General features: G+C 55.8%; 23 protein-coding genes. All 23 read left to right on the forward strand.

The window, feature by feature from the left end:
* Positions 1-52: 52 nt before the first annotated feature.
* The 23 genes from rpoC (at position 53) to rplR (ending at position 16,922) form a co-directional block, all read left to right on the forward strand.
* The gene (gene rpoC, locus MLC70_RS10500) at positions 53-4,267 is read left to right on the forward strand and encodes a DNA-directed RNA polymerase subunit beta' (RefSeq protein WP_248183651.1); all 4,215 of its coding nucleotides are present in this window, start codon (positions 53-55) and stop codon (positions 4,265-4,267) included.
* 166 nt (positions 4,268-4,433) lie between these two features.
* Positions 4,434-4,808 carry a 30S ribosomal protein S12 gene (gene rpsL, locus MLC70_RS10505; RefSeq protein ID WP_012139854.1) on the forward strand — a complete coding sequence of 125 codons (375 nt, stop codon included), beginning with the start codon at positions 4,434-4,436 and terminating at the stop codon, positions 4,806-4,808.
* A 113-nt stretch (positions 4,809-4,921) separates the two neighbouring features.
* On the forward strand, positions 4,922-5,392 hold the full coding sequence (rpsG, locus tag MLC70_RS10510; protein WP_048497735.1) for a 30S ribosomal protein S7: 471 nt from the start codon (positions 4,922-4,924) through the stop codon (positions 5,390-5,392).
* Positions 5,393-5,410: 18 nt separating this feature from the next.
* Complete coding sequence (gene fusA / locus MLC70_RS10515; protein WP_248183652.1) at positions 5,411-7,516, forward strand: elongation factor G; 2,106 nt, start codon at positions 5,411-5,413, stop codon at positions 7,514-7,516.
* 35 nt (positions 7,517-7,551) lie between these two features.
* Positions 7,552-8,748, forward strand: a complete 1,197-nt coding sequence (gene tuf, locus MLC70_RS10520; RefSeq protein WP_248183643.1) for an elongation factor Tu — start codon at positions 7,552-7,554, stop codon at positions 8,746-8,748.
* Between the two features lie 188 nt (positions 8,749-8,936).
* Complete coding sequence (gene rpsJ, locus MLC70_RS10525; protein WP_041341420.1) at positions 8,937-9,248, forward strand: 30S ribosomal protein S10; 312 nt, start codon at positions 8,937-8,939, stop codon at positions 9,246-9,248.
* A gap of 76 nt (positions 9,249-9,324) precedes the next feature.
* Positions 9,325-9,963, forward strand: coding sequence for a 50S ribosomal protein L3 (rplC, locus tag MLC70_RS10530; protein ID WP_248183653.1), 639 nt, complete (start codon positions 9,325-9,327; stop codon positions 9,961-9,963).
* 11 nt (positions 9,964-9,974) lie between these two features.
* Positions 9,975-10,580, forward strand: a complete 606-nt coding sequence (gene rplD / locus MLC70_RS10535; RefSeq protein WP_248183654.1) for a 50S ribosomal protein L4 — start codon at positions 9,975-9,977, stop codon at positions 10,578-10,580.
* Positions 10,577-10,870, forward strand: coding sequence for a 50S ribosomal protein L23 (gene rplW / locus MLC70_RS10540; protein WP_248183655.1), 294 nt, complete (start codon positions 10,577-10,579; stop codon positions 10,868-10,870). Before rplD ends, rplW begins: the two co-directional genes overlap by 4 nt.
* Before the next feature lie 17 nt (positions 10,871-10,887).
* Positions 10,888-11,715: a 50S ribosomal protein L2 gene (gene rplB, locus MLC70_RS10545; RefSeq protein ID WP_213478390.1), complete on the forward strand. Its 828-nt coding sequence runs from the start codon at positions 10,888-10,890 to the stop codon at positions 11,713-11,715.
* 23 nt (positions 11,716-11,738) lie between these two features.
* Complete coding sequence (gene rpsS, locus MLC70_RS10550) at positions 11,739-12,014, forward strand: 30S ribosomal protein S19 (protein ID WP_012139770.1); 276 nt, start codon at positions 11,739-11,741, stop codon at positions 12,012-12,014.
* Between the two features lie 17 nt (positions 12,015-12,031).
* On the forward strand, positions 12,032-12,364 hold the full coding sequence (rplV, locus tag MLC70_RS10555) for a 50S ribosomal protein L22 (protein WP_008940674.1): 333 nt from the start codon (positions 12,032-12,034) through the stop codon (positions 12,362-12,364).
* A gap of 11 nt (positions 12,365-12,375) precedes the next feature.
* Positions 12,376-13,059 (forward strand): 30S ribosomal protein S3, encoded by a 684-nt coding sequence (rpsC, locus tag MLC70_RS10560; protein WP_048497743.1) that lies wholly within the window; start codon positions 12,376-12,378, stop codon positions 13,057-13,059.
* A 12-nt stretch (positions 13,060-13,071) separates the two neighbouring features.
* A complete protein-coding gene (gene rplP, locus MLC70_RS10565; protein ID WP_048497744.1) occupies positions 13,072-13,485 on the forward strand; it encodes a 50S ribosomal protein L16 in 414 nt (137 codons plus the stop codon).
* The gene (rpmC, locus tag MLC70_RS10570; protein ID WP_248183822.1) at positions 13,485-13,676 is read left to right on the forward strand and encodes a 50S ribosomal protein L29; all 192 of its coding nucleotides are present in this window, start codon (positions 13,485-13,487) and stop codon (positions 13,674-13,676) included. The genes rplP and rpmC overlap by 1 nt, the downstream gene beginning before the upstream one ends.
* Before the next feature lies 1 nt (position 13,677).
* Positions 13,678-13,944 (forward strand): 30S ribosomal protein S17, encoded by a 267-nt coding sequence (gene rpsQ / locus MLC70_RS10575; protein ID WP_008174879.1) that lies wholly within the window; start codon positions 13,678-13,680, stop codon positions 13,942-13,944.
* Between the two features lie 18 nt (positions 13,945-13,962).
* On the forward strand, positions 13,963-14,331 hold the full coding sequence (rplN, locus tag MLC70_RS10580) for a 50S ribosomal protein L14 (RefSeq protein WP_007154005.1): 369 nt from the start codon (positions 13,963-13,965) through the stop codon (positions 14,329-14,331).
* A gap of 16 nt (positions 14,332-14,347) precedes the next feature.
* Positions 14,348-14,668, forward strand: coding sequence for a 50S ribosomal protein L24 (rplX, locus tag MLC70_RS10585; RefSeq protein WP_248183656.1), 321 nt, complete (start codon positions 14,348-14,350; stop codon positions 14,666-14,668).
* A 15-nt stretch (positions 14,669-14,683) separates the two neighbouring features.
* Positions 14,684-15,223, forward strand: a complete 540-nt coding sequence (gene rplE, locus MLC70_RS10590) for a 50S ribosomal protein L5 (RefSeq protein WP_012139778.1) — start codon at positions 14,684-14,686, stop codon at positions 15,221-15,223.
* Between the two features lie 12 nt (positions 15,224-15,235).
* Positions 15,236-15,541, forward strand: coding sequence for a 30S ribosomal protein S14 (rpsN, locus tag MLC70_RS10595; RefSeq protein ID WP_099615764.1), 306 nt, complete (start codon positions 15,236-15,238; stop codon positions 15,539-15,541).
* Between the two features lie 88 nt (positions 15,542-15,629).
* Entirely contained in the window at positions 15,630-16,022 is a 393-nt protein-coding gene (rpsH, locus tag MLC70_RS10600) for a 30S ribosomal protein S8 (protein WP_248183657.1), read from the forward strand.
* Between the two features lie 9 nt (positions 16,023-16,031).
* On the forward strand, positions 16,032-16,565 hold the full coding sequence (gene rplF, locus MLC70_RS10605; protein WP_248183659.1) for a 50S ribosomal protein L6: 534 nt from the start codon (positions 16,032-16,034) through the stop codon (positions 16,563-16,565).
* Between the two features lie 9 nt (positions 16,566-16,574).
* Positions 16,575-16,922, forward strand: coding sequence for a 50S ribosomal protein L18 (gene rplR / locus MLC70_RS10610; RefSeq protein WP_213478382.1), 348 nt, complete (start codon positions 16,575-16,577; stop codon positions 16,920-16,922).
* Positions 16,923-16,931 lie beyond the last annotated feature (9 nt).

Here is a 16,931-nt window from a genome sequence, read left to right on the forward strand (position 1 = left end):
GGTCGCCCTACGGGCGCCCGCCCGAGAATAACGCCATCCGGAGCTTTTACTGATGAAAGATTTGCTGAATCTTCTCAAGAGCCAGAATCAAAGCAAGGAATTTGATGCCATCCGTATCGGGCTGGCATCTCCCGACATGATTCGGTCATGGTCTTTTGGCGAAGTCAAAAAGCCTGAGACTATCAACTACCGTACCTTCAAGCCTGAGCGCGACGGTCTGTTCTGCGCCAAGATTTTTGGCCCGATCAAGGATTACGAATGCCTGTGCGGCAAGTACAAGCGCCTGAAGCATCGCGGTGTAATCTGTGAAAAGTGCGGCGTCGAAGTCGCGCTGGCCAGCGTGCGCCGTGAGCGCATGGGCCACATTGAACTGGCGAGCCCGGTGGCGCACATCTGGTTCCTCAAGTCGCTGCCGTCCCGTATCGGTCTGATGCTCGACATGACACTGCGCGATATCGAGCGGGTGTTGTATTTTGAGTCGTTCATTGTGATCGACCCGGGCATGACCACCCTCGAAAAGGGTCAGTTGCTGAACGACGAACAGTACTATGAGGCTCTGGAAGAGTTCGGTGACGAGTTCGACGCCCGCATGGGTGCCGAAGCGGTCAAAGAGCTTCTTGAAGGCATCGATCTGCAGGCCGAAGTGGATTCGCTGCGTGAAGAAATTCCGCAGACCAACTCGGAAACCAAGATCAAGAAATTCAGCAAGCGTCTGAAGATTCTTGAGGCTTTCCTGTACTCCGGCAACAAGCCGGGCGACATGGTGATGACCGTACTGCCGGTTCTGCCGCCAGATCTGCGTCCGCTGGTTCCGCTGGACGGTGGTCGCTTTGCCACCTCGGATCTGAACGATCTGTACCGTCGGGTGATCAACCGCAACAACCGTCTCAAGCGCCTGCTGGAGCTGAATGCCCCGGACATCATCGTGCGCAACGAGAAGCGCATGCTGCAGGAAGCTGTCGACGCGCTGCTGGACAACGGCCGTCGCGGTCGTGCCATCACCGGTACCAACAAGCGCCCGCTGAAGTCCCTGGCTGACATGATCAAGGGTAAGCAGGGTCGATTCCGTCAGAACCTGCTGGGTAAGCGGGTAGACTACTCCGGCCGTTCGGTCATCGTGGTCGGGCCTTACCTGCGCCTGCATCAGTGCGGTCTGCCCAAGAAGATGGCGCTGGAGCTGTTCAAGCCGTTTATTTTCTCCAAGCTGGAGCATCGCGGTCTGGCGACCACGATCAAGGCGGCCAAGAAGATGGTCGAGCGCGAGGAAGGCGTGGTCTGGGATATCCTGGACGAAGTCATTCGTGAGCACCCGATCATGCTGAACCGGGCGCCGACGCTGCACCGTCTCGGTATTCAGGCCTTCGAGCCGGTACTGATCGAAGGCAAGGCCATCCAGCTGCACCCGCTGGTGTGTGCGGCGTACAACGCCGACTTTGACGGTGACCAGATGGCGGTCCACGTGCCGCTGACCCTGGAAGCCCAGCTCGAAGCCCGTGCTTTGATGATGTCCACCAACAACGTGCTGTCGCCCGCCAACGGCGAGCCAATCATCGTGCCGTCCCAGGACGTGGTCCTGGGTCTGTACTACATGACCCGTGAGCGCAAGAGCGCCCTCGGTGAAGGCATGGTGTTTGCGGATGTCAAAGAGGCGCATCGTGCTTATGGCGCCGGCAAGGTGGATCTTCAGGCCATCGTCAAGGTGCGCGTGAAGGAAGTAACCATCCACGAGAGTGGCGAGCGCACCGAGGCGTACAAGATTGTCGACACCACGGTTGGCCGCGCGCTGCTGTTTGATATCGTGCCGGACGGTCTGTCGTTTGACCTGGTCAACAAGCCGATGGTCAAGAAGGCGATCTCCAACCTGATCAACACCTGCTACCGTGATGCCGGTCTGAAAGACACCGTGATCTTTGCGGATCAGCTGATGTACATGGGGTATCACTACGCCACGGTTTCCGGCATCTCTATCGGTTTCAACGATTTCGAGATCCCGCCGGAGAAGTACGAGCTGGTGGATGCTGCCTCGGACGAAGTGAAGGATATCGAAACCCAGTATGCGTCCGGTCTGCTGACTCAGGGCGAGAAGTACAACAAGGTTATCGACATCTGGTCCCGTGCCAACGACAAGGTCTCCAAAGCCATGATGGAGCGCCTGTCAAAAGAGCAGGTGATTGGTCCTGATGGCAAGCCGGTCAAGGGTGAGGACGGCGAATACGAGATGCAGGAGTCGTTCAACTCCGTGTACATGATGGCTGATTCCGGCGCCCGGGGTTCCGCGGCCCAGATTCGTCAGCTCGCCGGTATGCGTGGCCTGATGGCCAAGCCGGATGGCTCCATCATTGAAACGCCGATTACTGCGAACTTCCGTGAGGGTCTGAACGTACTCCAGTACTTCATCTCCACCCACGGTGCTCGTAAAGGTCTGGCGGATACCGCACTGAAGACCGCGAACTCCGGTTACCTGACCCGTCGTTTGGTTGACGTGTCCCAGGATCTGGTCGTGACCGAGGAAGACTGTGGTACCGACGAAGGCCTGCTGATGACGCCGCACATCGAAGGCGGCGACGTGGTTGTGCCGCTGGGCGATCGCGTGCTGGGTCGTGTAACGGCGCGTGCCGCCTTTACCCCGACCGACAAAGACAACGCCGTTGTTGAGTCCGGCACGTTGCTCGACGAGAAGACGGTCGAAACACTGGAGCGTGCCGGTGTCGATGAAGTCTGGGTGCGCTCCGCGATCACCTGTGAGACCCGCCACGGCATCTGTTCCAAGTGTTACGGCCGGGATCTGGCCCGTGGCCACCGAGTCAACGTGGGTGAGGCCGTCGGGGTTATCGCGGCCCAGTCCATCGGCGAGCCGGGTACCCAGCTCACCATGCGTACCTTCCACATTGGTGGTGCTGCCAGCCGGGCCTCTGCGGTGGACAACATTCAGGTCAAGCACGGTGGTACTGTCCGCCTGCACAACCTGAAGTCCATCGAGAAGACCGACGGTTCCCTGGTGGTCATCTCCCGCTCCTCTGCACTGGCTGTTGCCGATGATCAGGGTCGTGAGCGCGAGTGGTACAAGCTGCCATACGGTGCGGTGCTGTCCGTCAAGCACGGTGACGCGGTGGAAGCGGGTGTCGTGGTTGCCAAGTGGGATCCCCACACGCACCCGATCATCGCCGAAGCCAGTGGTACCGCGAAGTTCGTCAACATGGATCAGGGCATCACCGTCCGCACCCAGACTGACGAGCTGACCGGCCTGTCCACGATGGAAGTGATCGACTCCAAAGAGCGGCCGGCGGCCGGCAAGGACATCCGTCCTGCCATTCAGCTGTTGGACGCGAAGGGCGACGATGTCGAGCTGCCTGCTGGCGGCACAGCGATCTTCTTCCTGCCGGCTAACGCCCTGGTCACCATGGCAAACGGTGCAAACGTCGAGCTGGGTGATGTGGTTGCGCGTATTCCGCAGGAAAGCTCGAAGACCCGCGACATCACCGGTGGTCTGCCCCGTGTTGCCGACCTGTTCGAGGCGCGTCGTCCGAAAGAGTCGTCCATCCTGGCGGAGATCAGCGGCACGGTCTCCTTCGGTAAGGAAACCAAAGGCAAGAAGCGTCTGGTGATTACACCGAAAGATGCGGACGCCTATGAGGTTCTGATCCCGAAGCATCGCCAGATGAACGTGTTCGAAGGCGAAACGGTTGAGAAGGGTGAGGTGATTTCCGACGGTCCGTCCAACCCGCACGACATTCTGCGTCTGCTGGGCGTGGTCGAGCTGGCCAAGTACATCACCAACGAAATCCAGGACGTTTACCGTCTGCAGGGCGTTGTCATCAACGATAAACACATCGAAGTTATCGTTCGTCAGATGCTGCGTAAAGTGGAAATCAGCGATCCGGGTGATACCACGCTGCTGTCCGGTGACCAGGTAGAGATTACCCAGGTTCTGGAAGAAAACGAGAAGGCCAACACCGCAGACAAGGAGCCGGCACGGTTCGAGCGCCTGTTGTTGGGTATTACCAAGGCGTCCCTGGCAACCGAGTCGTTCATTTCGGCGGCATCGTTCCAGGAAACCACCCGGGTACTCACCGAAGGTGCCGTTACTGGCAAGCGCGATTACCTGCGGGGCCTGAAAGAAAACGTTGTGGTTGGTCGACTGATTCCTGCGGGTACCGGTCTGGCTTATCACAGCGCGCGTCGCCGCAAGCGTGACCTGGAAGAGCAGGGCGTGACTGCAGCCGATGTGGAAGAAGCTCTGAGCGCCGAACTCAACCGCGAAAGCTGAGTTGGGTGAGCACCACCCGCCGGTAGTTACCTATGCCGCGGGTGGTCAAAAAGAGATCAGTCATCTTGACTGTGCAGGGGCGCAGGCTTAAACTTGCGTCCCTTAAATTTTGCCCCCAGCTTCTGGGGGCAAGTTTCATTGATATGGTTTTTTGGAGTTTGCTTACATGGCAACGATTAATCAGTTGGTGCGTAAGCCTCGTAAGCGCAAGGTAGCCAAGAGCGATGTTCCTGCTCTCCAGGCTTGTCCTCAGCGCCGTGGTGTGTGCACTCGTGTATACACTACAACGCCGAAGAAGCCGAACTCAGCACTGCGTAAAGTGTGCCGTGTTCGTCTGACCAACGGCTTCGAGGTTTCCTCATACATTGGTGGTGAAGGTCACAACCTTCAGGAGCACAGTGTTGTGCTGATCCGTGGCGGTCGAGTAAAAGACCTTCCGGGTGTGCGCTATCACACTGTTCGCGGAACACTGGACACCCAGGGTGTACAGAACCGTAAGCAGGGCCGCTCCAAGTACGGTGCAAAACGACCCAAGTCCTGATGTCCCGAGCGGGTGTCTTTTATCGTTGCTTGTCAGAACGGTAAGAGTAAGGCTGAGTAGCTGATGCTATCTCAGGGGTTCCTGAAGACCTTTAATTAGATAAGGGCTTATCGATGCCTAGAAGAAGAGTTGCAGCAAAGCGGGAAATTATCCCGGATCCTAAATTCGGCAGTGCACGTCTTGCCAAGTTCATCAACCACGTGATGGAAAGCGGCAAGAAGTCAGTTGCAGAGCGCATTGTTTACGGCGCCCTGGACATCGTTGCCGAGAAATCGAAGGAAGAGCCGATCGACATGTTCGAGAAGGCCCTGGAGAACATCCAGCCGATGGTCGAGGTTAAATCCCGTCGTGTGGGTGGTGCTACTTACCAGGTACCTGTAGAAGTACGGCCTTCCCGTCAGAACGCGCTGGCGATGCGCTGGCTCGTAGAATATTCACGGAAGCGCGGTGAGAAGTCCATGGCTCAGCGTCTGGCAGGTGAGATTCTTGACGCCGCTGACAGCAAAGGCTCCGCTGTTAAGAAGCGTGAAGACGTACACCGCATGGCAGAAGCCAACAAGGCGTTCTCTCACTTCCGTTTCTAATCAGCCGAGGTTTATACAGTGGCACGCAAGACTCCTATCAAGCGTTACAGAAACATTGGTATTTGTGCGCACGTTGATGCGGGCAAAACCACAACCACCGAGCGGGTGCGGTTTTACACAGGTATCTCGCACAAGATCGGTGAGGTTCATGATGGTGCAGCTACCATGGACTGGATGGAGCAGGAGCAGGAGCGTGGTATTACCATCACCTCTGCTGCGACGACCTGTTTCTGGCAGGGCATGGACAAGCAGTATCCGGAGCACCGGATCAACATCATCGACACCCCGGGGCACGTTGACTTCACCATCGAAGTAGAGCGTTCACTGCGTGTTCTCGACGGCGCAGTTGTGGTGTTCTGTGGTTCCTCCGGTGTTGAGCCGCAGTCCGAGACGGTATGGCGTCAGGCCAACAAGTACGAAGTTCCCCGCATGGTGTTCGTCAACAAGATGGACCGTGCCGGTGCAAACTTCCTGCGGGTTGTTGACCAGATCAAGAACCGTCTGGGTGCGAACGCCGTTCCGATTCAGTTGCCGATCGGCGCTGAAGAGAACTTTGCCGGCATCATCGACCTGATTCGTAACAAGGCGATCTACTGGAACGAAGCCGATTCCGGTGCAACCTACGATGAAAAAGACGTGCCCGCGGAAATGGCTGATGAAGTCGCCATGTACCGTGAGCAGATGATGGAAGCGGCCGCCGAGGCCAATGAAGAGTTGATGGAGCGCTACCTCGACGAGGGCGAGCTGTCCAACGACGACATCAAGAAAGGGCTGCGTATGCGCACCCTCGCCAACGAAATCGTTGTGGCTACCTGTGGCTCTGCATTCAAGAACAAAGGTGTGCAGGCGGTTCTGGACTCGGTTATCGAATTCCTGCCGGCCCCGGACGAAGTCAAGGCCATTCGTGGTGAGATTGACGAAGACGGCACCGAAGAGACCCGTCAGGCTGACGACGATGCGCCGTTTTCTGCCCTGGCGTTCAAGATCGCGACTGACCCTTTCGTTGGTACTCTGACGTTCTTCCGGGTCTATTCCGGTAAGCTTGAGTCCGGCAACGCAGTATACAACTCGGTCAAGGGCAAGAAAGAGCGCGTCGGTCGTATGGTGCAGATGCACTCCAAGGATCGTCAGGAAATCAAGGAAGTGCTCGCCGGTGACATCGCTGCGGCGATCGGCCTCAAGAGCGTGACCACCGGTGATACCCTGTGTGACGAGAACCACAAGATCATTCTCGAGCGCATGGAATTCCCGGAGCCGGTTATCTCTGTCGCGGTAGAGCCGAAGTCCAAGGCGGACCAGGAAAAGATGGGTGTAGCCCTCGGCAAGCTGGCCCAGGAAGATCCTTCGTTCCGTGTTCGCACTGACGAAGAGTCCGGCCAGACCATCATCTCCGGGATGGGCGAGCTTCACCTTGATATCATCGTTGACCGCATGCGTCGCGAGTTCAAAGTTGAGGCCAACATCGGTAAGCCGCAGGTTGCTTACCGCGAGTGCATCCGCAAGCCGGTTGACGTGGAAGGCAAGTTTGTTCGCCAGTCTGGCGGTCGTGGTCAGTACGGTCACGTCAAGATCAAGCTTGAGCCGCTGCCGCTGGATGACGAAGATGGCGAAAACTTTATCTTTGTGAACGAGATTGTTGGTGGTGTGGTTCCGAAGGAATACATCCCGGCGGTTCAGCAGGGTATTTCCGAGCAGATGCAGAACGGCTGTCTGGCCGGTTATCCGCTGCTGCGCATCAAGGCAACCCTGTACGACGGCTCGTATCACGATGTTGACTCCAACGAGATGGCTTTCAAAATCGCCGGTTCCATGGCGATGAAGAAAGGTGCTCTGGAAGCCAATCCTGCGCTTCTCGAGCCGATCATGAGAGTTGAAGTCGTTAGCCCTGAGGATTACATGGGTGACGTCGTCGGTGATTTGAACCGTCGTCGCGGCCTGATTCAGGGAATGGATGAAGGCCCCGCGGGCAAAGTCATCCGTGCAGAAGTTCCGTTGTCGGAAATGTTCGGTTACGCCACCGACCTGCGTTCAGCAACTCAGGGTCGTGCGTCTTATGCGATGGAGTTCTCCCGTTACATGGAAGCTCCCTCGAACATTGCCGAAGCGATCATTAAAAAGGGTTGATCCCCAGGACTTAAGAAACAGGAAGAGGTGTAACCGTGTCTAAATCAAAATTTGAGCGTAGTAAGCCGCACTTGAACGTGGGCACCATCGGTCACGTAGACCATGGTAAAACCACTCTGACCGCAGCCCTGACCCGTGTATGTCACGAAGTATGGGGCACCGGCGAGAGCCGTGCGTTCGACCAGATCGATAACGCACCGGAAGAGCGTGCGCGTGGTATCACCATCGCGACCTCTCACGTTGAGTACGATTCACCGACTCGCCACTACGCCCACGTAGACTGCCCGGGCCACGCTGACTATGTGAAGAACATGATCACTGGTGCGGCGCAGATGGACGGCGCGATTCTGGTGTGTTCCGCAGCTGACGGCCCCATGCCGCAGACTCGTGAGCACATCCTGCTGTCCCGTCAGGTAGGCGTTCCTTTCATCGTTGTGTTCCTGAACAAAGCGGACATGGTAGACGATGAAGAGCTGCTGGAGCTGGTTGAGATGGAAGTTCGTGATCTGCTGAGCCAGTACGACTTCCCGGGTGACGACACTCCGATCATCACCGGTTCTGCGCTGATGGCGCTGGAAGGCAAAGACGACAACGAAATGGGTACTACCGCTGTGAAGAAGCTGGTAGAAGCCCTGGACGACTACATCCCTGAGCCGGAGCGAGCTATCGATCAGCCGTTCCTGATGCCGATCGAGGACGTATTCTCCATCTCGGGTCGTGGTACTGTTGTGACCGGTCGTGTTGAGCGTGGTGTTGTAAAGGTTGGTGAAGAGATCGAGATTGTTGGTATCAAGGATACCGTCAAAACGACCTGCACCGGCGTTGAGATGTTCCGCAAGCTGCTGGACGAAGGTCGTGCCGGTGAGAACGTAGGTGTTCTGCTGCGTGGTACCAAGCGTGACGACGTTGAGCGTGGTCAGGTTTTGTGCAAGCCGGGAACCATCAAGCCGCACACCAAGTTCGAGTGTGAAGTGTACGTACTGTCCAAAGAAGAAGGCGGCCGTCATACTCCGTTCTTCAAGGGCTATCGTCCGCAGTTCTACTTCCGTACCACCGACGTAACCGGTTCTTGCGAACTGCCGGAAGGTGTGGAAATGGTAATGCCGGGTGACAACGTCAAGATGAGTGTTACCCTGATCGCTCCGATCGCCATGGAAGATGGTCTGCGCTTCGCGATTCGCGAAGGTGGCCGTACCGTTGGTGCCGGCGTGGTCTCCAAGATCATCGAGTAAGTCGCTCGATTGGTCCAGGAAAAAGGGGCTGAAACTTCAGCCCCTTTTTCTGTTAAAGCCGCATATGTTACCCGACCGGGTCAATCTGCATGGCAGTTGACACGGTTGGGTATTATGCATACAATGCGGCTCCTTTTTTTGAAGGTCGGCTAGTCAAGTAGCTGCTACGAGTGGAGTTTGGGTGCATCATGCAAAGCCAAAAAATTCGAATCCGGTTGAAGGCGTTTGATTATCGTCTGATCGACCAGTCCACGCAGGAGATCGTCGATACCGCTAAGCGGACCGGCGCTCAAGTTCGTGGGCCTATCCCTCTGCCGACGCGGAAGGAAAAGTACACCATTCTGGTTTCCCCGCACGTCAATAAAGACGCGCGTGATCAGTATGAAATTCGTACTCATAAGCGTTTGCTCGACATTGTTGAGCCGACGGAAAAGACAGTAGATGCTTTGATGAAGTTGGACCTGGCAGCAGGTGTAGACGTTCAGATCAGCCTCGGTTAATACCGCCCGGTATTAATCTGTGTAACTGTCATAAGGCCATAGAGGGTGAGAGCCCCGTACACTTAAGAGGTGAAACATGGCAATTGGTGTTGTCGGTCGTAAGGCCGGTATGACCCGTATTTTTACGGAAGATGGGCAGGCGCTGCCCGTGACGGTAATCGAGGTTGAGCCCAACCGCATTACCCAACTTAAATCTCTTGAAAGCGATGGCTATCGTGCGGTTCAGGTAACCGTCGGTGCTCGTCGTTCCTCTCGTGTGACCAAGAGCGAAGCGGGCCACTATGCCAAAGCCGGTGTTGAAGCCGGGCGTGGTATGTGGGAATTCCGTCTGGCTGACGGCGAAGGTGAAGACCTCGTAGCCGGCGGCGAGATCACTGCTTCTGTCTTCGAAGACGGTCAGATTGTAGATGCCACTGGTCAGTCCAAGGGTAAAGGTTTCCAGGGCGGTGTTAAGCGCTGGAACTTCTCCATGCAGGACGCCACTCACGGTAACTCACTGTCGCATCGTGCTCCGGGTTCCATCGGTCAGAACCAGACTCCGGGTAAGGTGTTCAAGGGCAAGAAGATGGCGGGCCAAATGGGTAATGCGCAGGTCACTGTGCAGAACCTGAAGATTGTCCGTGTCGACGCCGAGCGCAACCTTCTGCTGGTAAGTGGTGCCGTCCCCGGCGCGACCGGCGGTAACGTTGTCATCAAGCCTGCAGTTAAAGCCTGAGGAGCGGTTCGATGGAATTGACTATTACAGGTAGCGGTAAAGGAATTTCTGTTTCCGATGCCGCATTTGCCAAAGATTTTAACGAGTCGCTGGTTCACCAGGTGGTTACTGCTTATATGGCAGCCGGCCGTCAGGGTACCAAGGCTCAGAAGACGCGTTCAGAAGTCAGTGGCGGTGGTAAGAAGCCGTGGCGTCAGAAGGGCACCGGTCGTGCCCGTGCCGGTACCATCCGTAGCCCGATCTGGCGCTCCGGTGGTGTGACCTTTGCTGCGAAGCCCCGTGATTTCGAGCAGAAGGTCAACCGTAAAATGTACCGCGCAGCGATGCGCTCCATTTTTTCCGAGCTGGTTCGCCAAGAGCGTCTGGTTGTGGTTGACGACATCAACGTCGACACACCCAAGACCAAGGCTTTTACTGCCAAGCTGAAGGATCTGGGCGTGAATAACGCACTGATTCTGTCTGACAGTGTTGAGCAGAACCTGCATCTGGCCTCCCGCAACATTCCGCACGTTGATGTGCGTGACGTTGCCGGTCTGGATCCGGTGAGCCTGGTAGCCTACGAGAAGGTCGTGGTGACTGTTCCCGCTCTGAAGAAGATCGAGGAGATGCTGGGATGAATCAGGAACGCATTTACAAGGTTCTTCTGGGACCGCACGTATCTGAAAAAGCTTCTCTGGTGGCCGAGCACGGCCAGGTAGTTTTCCGGGTTGCCCCGGACGCCACCAAGCCCGAGATCAAGAAAGCCGTTGAGCAACTGTTCAACGTCACCGTCGAAGGTGTTCAGGTTCTGAACCGTAAGGGTAAGCTCAAGCGTACCGTTCGCGGCTTCGGCAAGCGTACTGACATTCGTAAGGCTTATGTGAAGCTTGCGGAAGGTCAGGACATTGATTTTCTGGATGTGGAATAAGGTAAAGGGGTCGTAAAATGCCGATCGTCAAAACCAAGCCAACATCTGCCGGACGCCGTCACGTTGTAAAGCTTTACAACCCGGATCTGCACAAAGGGCGCCCATACGAGCCGTTGGTAGAAACAAAGAGTAAGTCTGGTGGCCGTAATAATGTGGGCCGCATTACTACTCGTCACATTGGTGGTGGCCACAAGCAGCACTACCGTGTTATCGATTTCAAACGGACCAAAGATGGTATCCCGGCGACTATTGAGCGCCTGGAATACGATCCTAACCGCTCTGCGCATATTGCGCTCCTGAAGTATGCCGATGGCGAGCGTCGTTACATCATCGCTCCCAAGGGTATGCAGATCGGAGATCCTGTGCGTTCCGGTATCGACGCGCCGATCAAGGTGGGTTCTACACTTCCGCTCCGGAACATTCCGGTCGGTTCTGTGATCCACTGCGTCGAACTCAAGCCTGGCAAAGGTGCTCAGCTGGCTCGCTCCGCGGGCGCATCCGTACAGCTGGTAGCGCGTGAAGGTGCATATGCCACCATCCGCCTGCGCTCAGGTGAAATGCGAAAGGTGCTTGTGGACTGCCGCGCGACGTTGGGTGAAGTATCCAACAGCGAGCACAGCCTCAAGCAGCTTGGTAAAGCGGGTGCATCACGTTGGCGCGGTAAACGTCCAACAGTACGTGGTGTTGCTATGAACCCAGTTGACCACCCACATGGTGGTGGTGAAGGGCGTACCTCTGGCGGGCGTCACCCGGTTACTCCGTGGGGTGTTCCGACCAAAGGGCATAAGACTCGTAAGAACAAGCGTACTGACAAGATGATAGTACGTCGTCGTTCAGCCAAGTAAACGACTACATAGAGGTAATTGCTGTGCCACGTTCTTTAAAGAAAGGTCCTTTTATAGACCTGCATCTGTTGAAGAAGGTCGAGGCAGCTCTGGAAGCGAACGACAAGCGTCCGATCAAGACCTGGTCCCGTCGTTCAACGATCTTCCCGGAGTTCGTAGGCTTGACCATTGCAGTCCACAACGGCAAGCAGCACGTGCCGGTTTATGTCACCGAAGATATGGTCGGGCATAAACTGGGTGAGTTCGCGGCAACGCGTACTTATCGTGGTCATGCGGCCGACAAGAAAGCTAAACGCTGATTGTGAGGGGAATAGAAATGGAAGTAGCGGCTAAGTACAAGGGCGCTCGCCTCTCAGCTCAGAAAGCGCGTCTTGTCGCTGACCAAGTACGCGGCAAAGCTGTTGAGGATGCCCTGAATATTCTGACTTTCAGCCCAAAAAAGGCAGCGGTTGTGATCAAGAAAGCTCTTGAGTCCGCCATTGCCAATGCTGAGCACAACGAAGGCCTGGACGTAGATGATCTGCGGGTTTCCACCGTTATGGTGGATGAAGGCCCGACGCTCAAGCGAATCAAAGCTCGAGCCAAGGGGCGCGCTGACCGGATTTTCAAGCGCACCTGCCATATCACCGTCAAGGTCGCCGACAAGTAGGAGATGCTCAGATGGGTCATAAAGTAAATCCAACCGGCATGCGCCTGGGTGTGATTAAAGAGCACAACTCAGTCTGGTATGCCGATAAAAAGGAATACGCAAAGAACCTGCTGAATGACATTCAGGTTCGCGAATTTCTCGACAAGCGTCTGGTTAAGGCGTCTGTCAGCAAGATTGTGATCGAGCGCCCTGCTCAGAACGCCCGTATCACGATCCATACAGCCCGTCCCGGTATCGTTATCGGTAAGAAGGGTGAAGATGTTGACCGTCTGCGTCGTGAAGTCAGCGACATGATGGGTGTGCCTGTGCACATCAACATCGAAGAAGTCCGCAAACCGGACCTGGATGCCCGCCTGGTAGCGCAAAACGTTGCCGGTCAGCTGGAGCGTCGTGTGATGTTCCGTCGTGCCATGAAGCGCGCGGTACAGAACGCCATGCGTCAAGGCGCCAAGGGTATCAAGATTCAGGTAGGCGGACGTCTCGGGGGTGCTGAAATCGCGCGTTCCGAGTGGTATCGCGAAGGTCGTGTACCTCTGCACACTCTGCGTGCAGATATTGATTACGCAACCTACGAAGCGCATACCACTTACGGCGTTATCGGCGTCAAGGTATGGATCTTCAAAGGTGAGATTCTTGGTGGTATGGAACAGGTCCGTGCTGACAAGAAAGCCTCTGGGAAGAAAGGTTCTAAGTAAAGGGGCACTCTTATGCTGCAACCAAAACGCACCAAATTTCGCAAGGTAATGAAAGGCCGTAACACCGGTCTTGCTCACCGCGCTAACAAGGTGAGCTTCGGTGAATACGGATTGAAGGCGACCAGCCGTGGGCGTATAACTGCGCGCCAGATTGAGGCAGCGCGTCGTACCATGACTCGCCGCATCAAGCGGGGCGGTAAGATCTGGATCCGGGTGTTCCCGGACAAGCCGATCACTGGTAAGCCGCTCGAAGTACGAATGGGTAAAGGTAAAGGTTCTGTCGAGTACTGGGTGGCTGAAATTCAGCCTGGCCGTATGCTCTATGAGATGGAAGGTGTTGCCGAAGATGTGGCACGCGAAGCCTTCACTCTCGCTGCAGCCAAGCTGCCGGTACAGACCACCTTTGTTACGAGGACGGTGATGTGATGAATGCAACAGAGCTGCGTGAAAAATCCGTCGAGGAGCTGAATGGCGAGTTGATCGATCTCCTGAAGGAGCAGTTCAACCTGCGCATGCGCAAGGCGACAGGTCAGCTGAATCAGTCTCACCTTCTCGGCAATGTGAAGCGCGACATCGCTCGCGTGAAAACAGTATTGAATGAAAAGGCAGGACAGTGACATGACCGAAGCTACCCAAACTGCCAGAACTCTGAGCGGCAAGGTCGTGAGCAACAAGATGGAGAAATCCATCGTTGTCCTGGTTGAGCGCCAGGTGAAGCACCCTCTGTACGGTAAGTACATGAAGCGCTCAACCAAGATTCATGCTCACGATGAGAGCAACCAGTGCAACATCGGTGACACCGTAACGATCCAGGAAACCCGTCCGGTCTCGAAGACCAAGAGCTGGGCCCTGGTGGAAGTTACCGAACGTGCATCCAAGGTGTAATTCGCCCGGAGAACAACCATGATTCAGACTCAAACAATGCTTGAAGTCGCGGATAACAGCGGTGCGCGTCAGGTGATGTGCATCAAGGTCCTGGGCGGTTCACACCGGCGTTATGCGAGCGTTGGGGATATCATCAAGGTGACCGTCAAGGAAGCCATCCCCCGCGGCAAGGTGAAGAAAGGCCAGGTCCTGAAGGCTGTTGTAGTACGTACCCGCAAGGGTGTGCGTCGTCCGGACGGGTCGCTGATCCGTTTTGACGGTAACGCGGCGGTACTTCTGAACAATCAGGACGCTCCCATTGGTACCCGTATCTTCGGACCGGTTACCCGTGAACTGCGTAACGAGAAGTTCATGAAGATTATCTCACTGGCACCCGAAGTACTTTAAGGACCAGAGGCCGGTTATGAAAAAGATCAAACGAGATGACGAAGTAATCGTCACCACGGGGAAAGATAAAGGCAAACGTGGTAAAGTTCTGAAAGTTCAGGACGATGGCCGAGTGATTGTTTCTGGCATCAACATGATGAAGAAGCACACCAAGCCGAACCCGATGCTGGGCACCCCAGGTGGCATCGTCGAGAAAGAAGCACCTATCCAGGCTTCCAACGTGGCTATTTTTAATCCGCAGACCGGCAAAGCCGATCGCGTAGGCTTCCTGACAAAGGAAGACGGCGCCAAGACGCGGATCTTTAAGTCCACGAAAGAAGCTGTCGATAACCAGTAAGCGGTGGTGGTTACGATGCTTAACATGAAAGAGCAGTACAGTAAGGAAGTGGTACCCGCCCTGCAGAAGGAGTTCGGCTACAAGAACATCATGCAGGTGCCGCGTATCGAAAAGATCACCCTGAACATGGGTGTCGGCGAAGCGGTTGGTGACAAGAAGCTGATTGAAAACGCAGTGGCGGATCTAGAGCGCCTGGCGGGTCAAAAAGTGGTTGTCACCAAGGCACGTAAATCCGTTGCGGGTTTCAAGATCCGTGAAGGTTGGCCTATCGGCTGTAAGGTTACTCTGCGCGGCGAGCGTATGTGGGACTTCTTTGATCGTCTGGTTCACATCGCGGTTCCCCGCGTTCGTGACTTCCGCGGTCTGAACCCCAAGTCGTTCGACGGTCGTGGTAACTACAGCATGGGTGTGCGTGAGCAGATCATTTTTCCGGAGATTGAGTACGACAAGGTCGACAAGATCCGTGGTCTGGACATCACCATTACCACCACTGCCGGTACCGACGACGAAGGTCGCGAACTGTTGAAAGCCTTCGGCTTTCCGTTCAAGAAATAAGGAACGAGTGTAATGGCTAAGGTTTCCATGAAGAACCGTGAGCTGAAGCGCGAGCAAACCGTTGCGAAATTCGCAGCGAAGCGTGCTGAGCTCAAGGCGATTATCAAGAACCCGAATACCAGCGATGAAGAGCGTTGGGACGCACAGATGAAGCTGCAACAGCTTCCTCGCGATGCTTCTCCTTCGCGTCTTCGTAATCGTTGCCAGGTGACTGGTCGTCCTCACGGCGTTCTGCGCAAGTTCGAGCTTTCACGGATCAAACTCCGTGAATACGGCATGCGCGGTGACGTACCGGGTCTGACCAAGGCAAGCTGGTAAGACAGGCATCCTGACTTCGGTCAGGTGCCCGTTGGTAAGCGGTGCGGCGCGCCGCTGCACAACTAAAAAGATCAGGAGCCTCATACCAATGAGTATGCAAGATACGCTTGCGGATATGTTTACGCGTATTCGTAATGCACAGATGGCACAAAAGGCCGACGTGGCCATGCCGTCTTCAAAGATGAAAATCTCCGTGGCCCAGGTCCTCAAGGACGAAGGTTACGTTGCAGATTTTTCCGTTTCAGCTGACGCGAAGCCCGAGCTGACGATTACTCTGAAGTATTTCGGCGGTAAGCCGGTTATCGAAGAGATCAAGCGGGTCAGTCGTCCGAGTCTGCGCCAGTACAAAGGCGCTGGGGAACTGCCGAAAGTATCCGGTGGTCTGGGAGTCGCGATTGTCTCAACGTCCAAGGGCGTTATGACAGACCGCGCCGCACGTGCTGCTGGCGTGGGTGGCGAAGTCATCTGCACCGTATTCTAGGAGAATCACATGTCCAGGGTTGCCAATAATCCTGTCGTGCTGCCTTCCGGTGTTGAGGTCAAGCTGAACGGACAGGAAATTAATGTGAAGGGCTCCAAGGGAGCGCTTCAAATCACCATTCACCAGGCGGTTGAAGTAAAGCAGGAAGAAGGTGTTCTTCGCTTTGCGGCCCGCGATGGTGCCAAACAGTCCCGCGCTCTTGCTGGTACTACCCGTGCACTGGTCAACAACATGGTTGCCGGTGTCTCGACAGGTTGGGAGCGTAAGCTCGCCCTGACGGGCGTAGGTTACCGTGCTCAGGCGCAAGGTAAGAAGCTCAACCTGACACTGGGTTTTTCTCACCCGGTCGAGTACGAGCTGCCCGAGGGGATTACCGCTGAAACTCCGTCCAATACGGAAGTTGTGATTCGCGGAATCGACAAGCAACAGGTTGGCCAGGTCGCTGCGGAAATCCGCGCATTCCGTCCGCCAGAGCCTTACAAAGGCAAAGGTGTTCGTTATGCGGATGAGCAGGTCAGACGCAAAGAAGCCAAGAAGAAATAAGGCGGGACTATGAGCGCGAATAACGAAAGATTGCGTCGCGCACGCAAAGTGCGCATGAAGATCCGTGAGCTGGGTACCAATCGTCTGTGTGTTCATCGCACACCGCGTCACATGTACGCCCAGGTTACGACTGCAGATGGCAGCAAAGTAATTGCCACTGCCTCCACGTTGGATAAGGAGCTGCGCCAGGGTGCAACCGGTAACGTGGACGCTGCCAAGAAGGTGGGTCAGTTGATTGCTGAGCGCGCCAAGGCGGCAGGTGTAGAGAGCGTTGCTTTTGACCGCTCCGGTTACCGTTATCACGGTCGCGTGCAGGCTCTGGCCGACGCCGCCCGTGAAGCTGGCTTGCAATTCTAAGAGGTGGAG

It is taken from the genome of Marinobacter goseongensis (assembly GCF_023156235.1).
Taxonomy (GTDB): Bacteria; Pseudomonadota; Gammaproteobacteria; order Pseudomonadales; family Oleiphilaceae; genus Marinobacter; species Marinobacter goseongensis.

Coding starts and splice junctions, on each gene's coding strand:
- rpoC (WP_248183651.1), top strand. CDS start 53: ATGAAAGATTTGCTGAATCTTCTCAAGAGCCAGAATCAAAGCAAGGAA.
- rpsL (WP_012139854.1), top strand. CDS start 4,434: ATGGCAACGATTAATCAGTTGGTGCGTAAGCCTCGTAAGCGCAAGGTA.
- rpsG (WP_048497735.1), top strand. CDS start 4,922: ATGCCTAGAAGAAGAGTTGCAGCAAAGCGGGAAATTATCCCGGATCCT.
- rpsJ (WP_041341420.1), top strand. CDS start 8,937: ATGCAAAGCCAAAAAATTCGAATCCGGTTGAAGGCGTTTGATTATCGT.
- rplC (WP_248183653.1), top strand. CDS start 9,325: ATGGCAATTGGTGTTGTCGGTCGTAAGGCCGGTATGACCCGTATTTTT.
- rplD (WP_248183654.1), top strand. CDS start 9,975: ATGGAATTGACTATTACAGGTAGCGGTAAAGGAATTTCTGTTTCCGAT.
- rplW (WP_248183655.1), top strand. CDS start 10,577: ATGAATCAGGAACGCATTTACAAGGTTCTTCTGGGACCGCACGTATCT.
- rplB (WP_213478390.1), top strand. CDS start 10,888: ATGCCGATCGTCAAAACCAAGCCAACATCTGCCGGACGCCGTCACGTT.
- rplV (WP_008940674.1), top strand. CDS start 12,032: ATGGAAGTAGCGGCTAAGTACAAGGGCGCTCGCCTCTCAGCTCAGAAA.
- rpsC (WP_048497743.1), top strand. CDS start 12,376: ATGGGTCATAAAGTAAATCCAACCGGCATGCGCCTGGGTGTGATTAAA.
- rplP (WP_048497744.1), top strand. CDS start 13,072: ATGCTGCAACCAAAACGCACCAAATTTCGCAAGGTAATGAAAGGCCGT.
- rpmC (WP_248183822.1), top strand. CDS start 13,485: ATGAATGCAACAGAGCTGCGTGAAAAATCCGTCGAGGAGCTGAATGGC.
- rpsQ (WP_008174879.1), top strand. CDS start 13,678: ATGACCGAAGCTACCCAAACTGCCAGAACTCTGAGCGGCAAGGTCGTG.
- rplN (WP_007154005.1), top strand. CDS start 13,963: ATGATTCAGACTCAAACAATGCTTGAAGTCGCGGATAACAGCGGTGCG.
- rplX (WP_248183656.1), top strand. CDS start 14,348: ATGAAAAAGATCAAACGAGATGACGAAGTAATCGTCACCACGGGGAAA.
- rplE (WP_012139778.1), top strand. CDS start 14,684: ATGCTTAACATGAAAGAGCAGTACAGTAAGGAAGTGGTACCCGCCCTG.
- rpsN (WP_099615764.1), top strand. CDS start 15,236: ATGGCTAAGGTTTCCATGAAGAACCGTGAGCTGAAGCGCGAGCAAACC.
- rpsH (WP_248183657.1), top strand. CDS start 15,630: ATGAGTATGCAAGATACGCTTGCGGATATGTTTACGCGTATTCGTAAT.
- rplF (WP_248183659.1), top strand. CDS start 16,032: ATGTCCAGGGTTGCCAATAATCCTGTCGTGCTGCCTTCCGGTGTTGAG.
- rplR (WP_213478382.1), top strand. CDS start 16,575: ATGAGCGCGAATAACGAAAGATTGCGTCGCGCACGCAAAGTGCGCATG.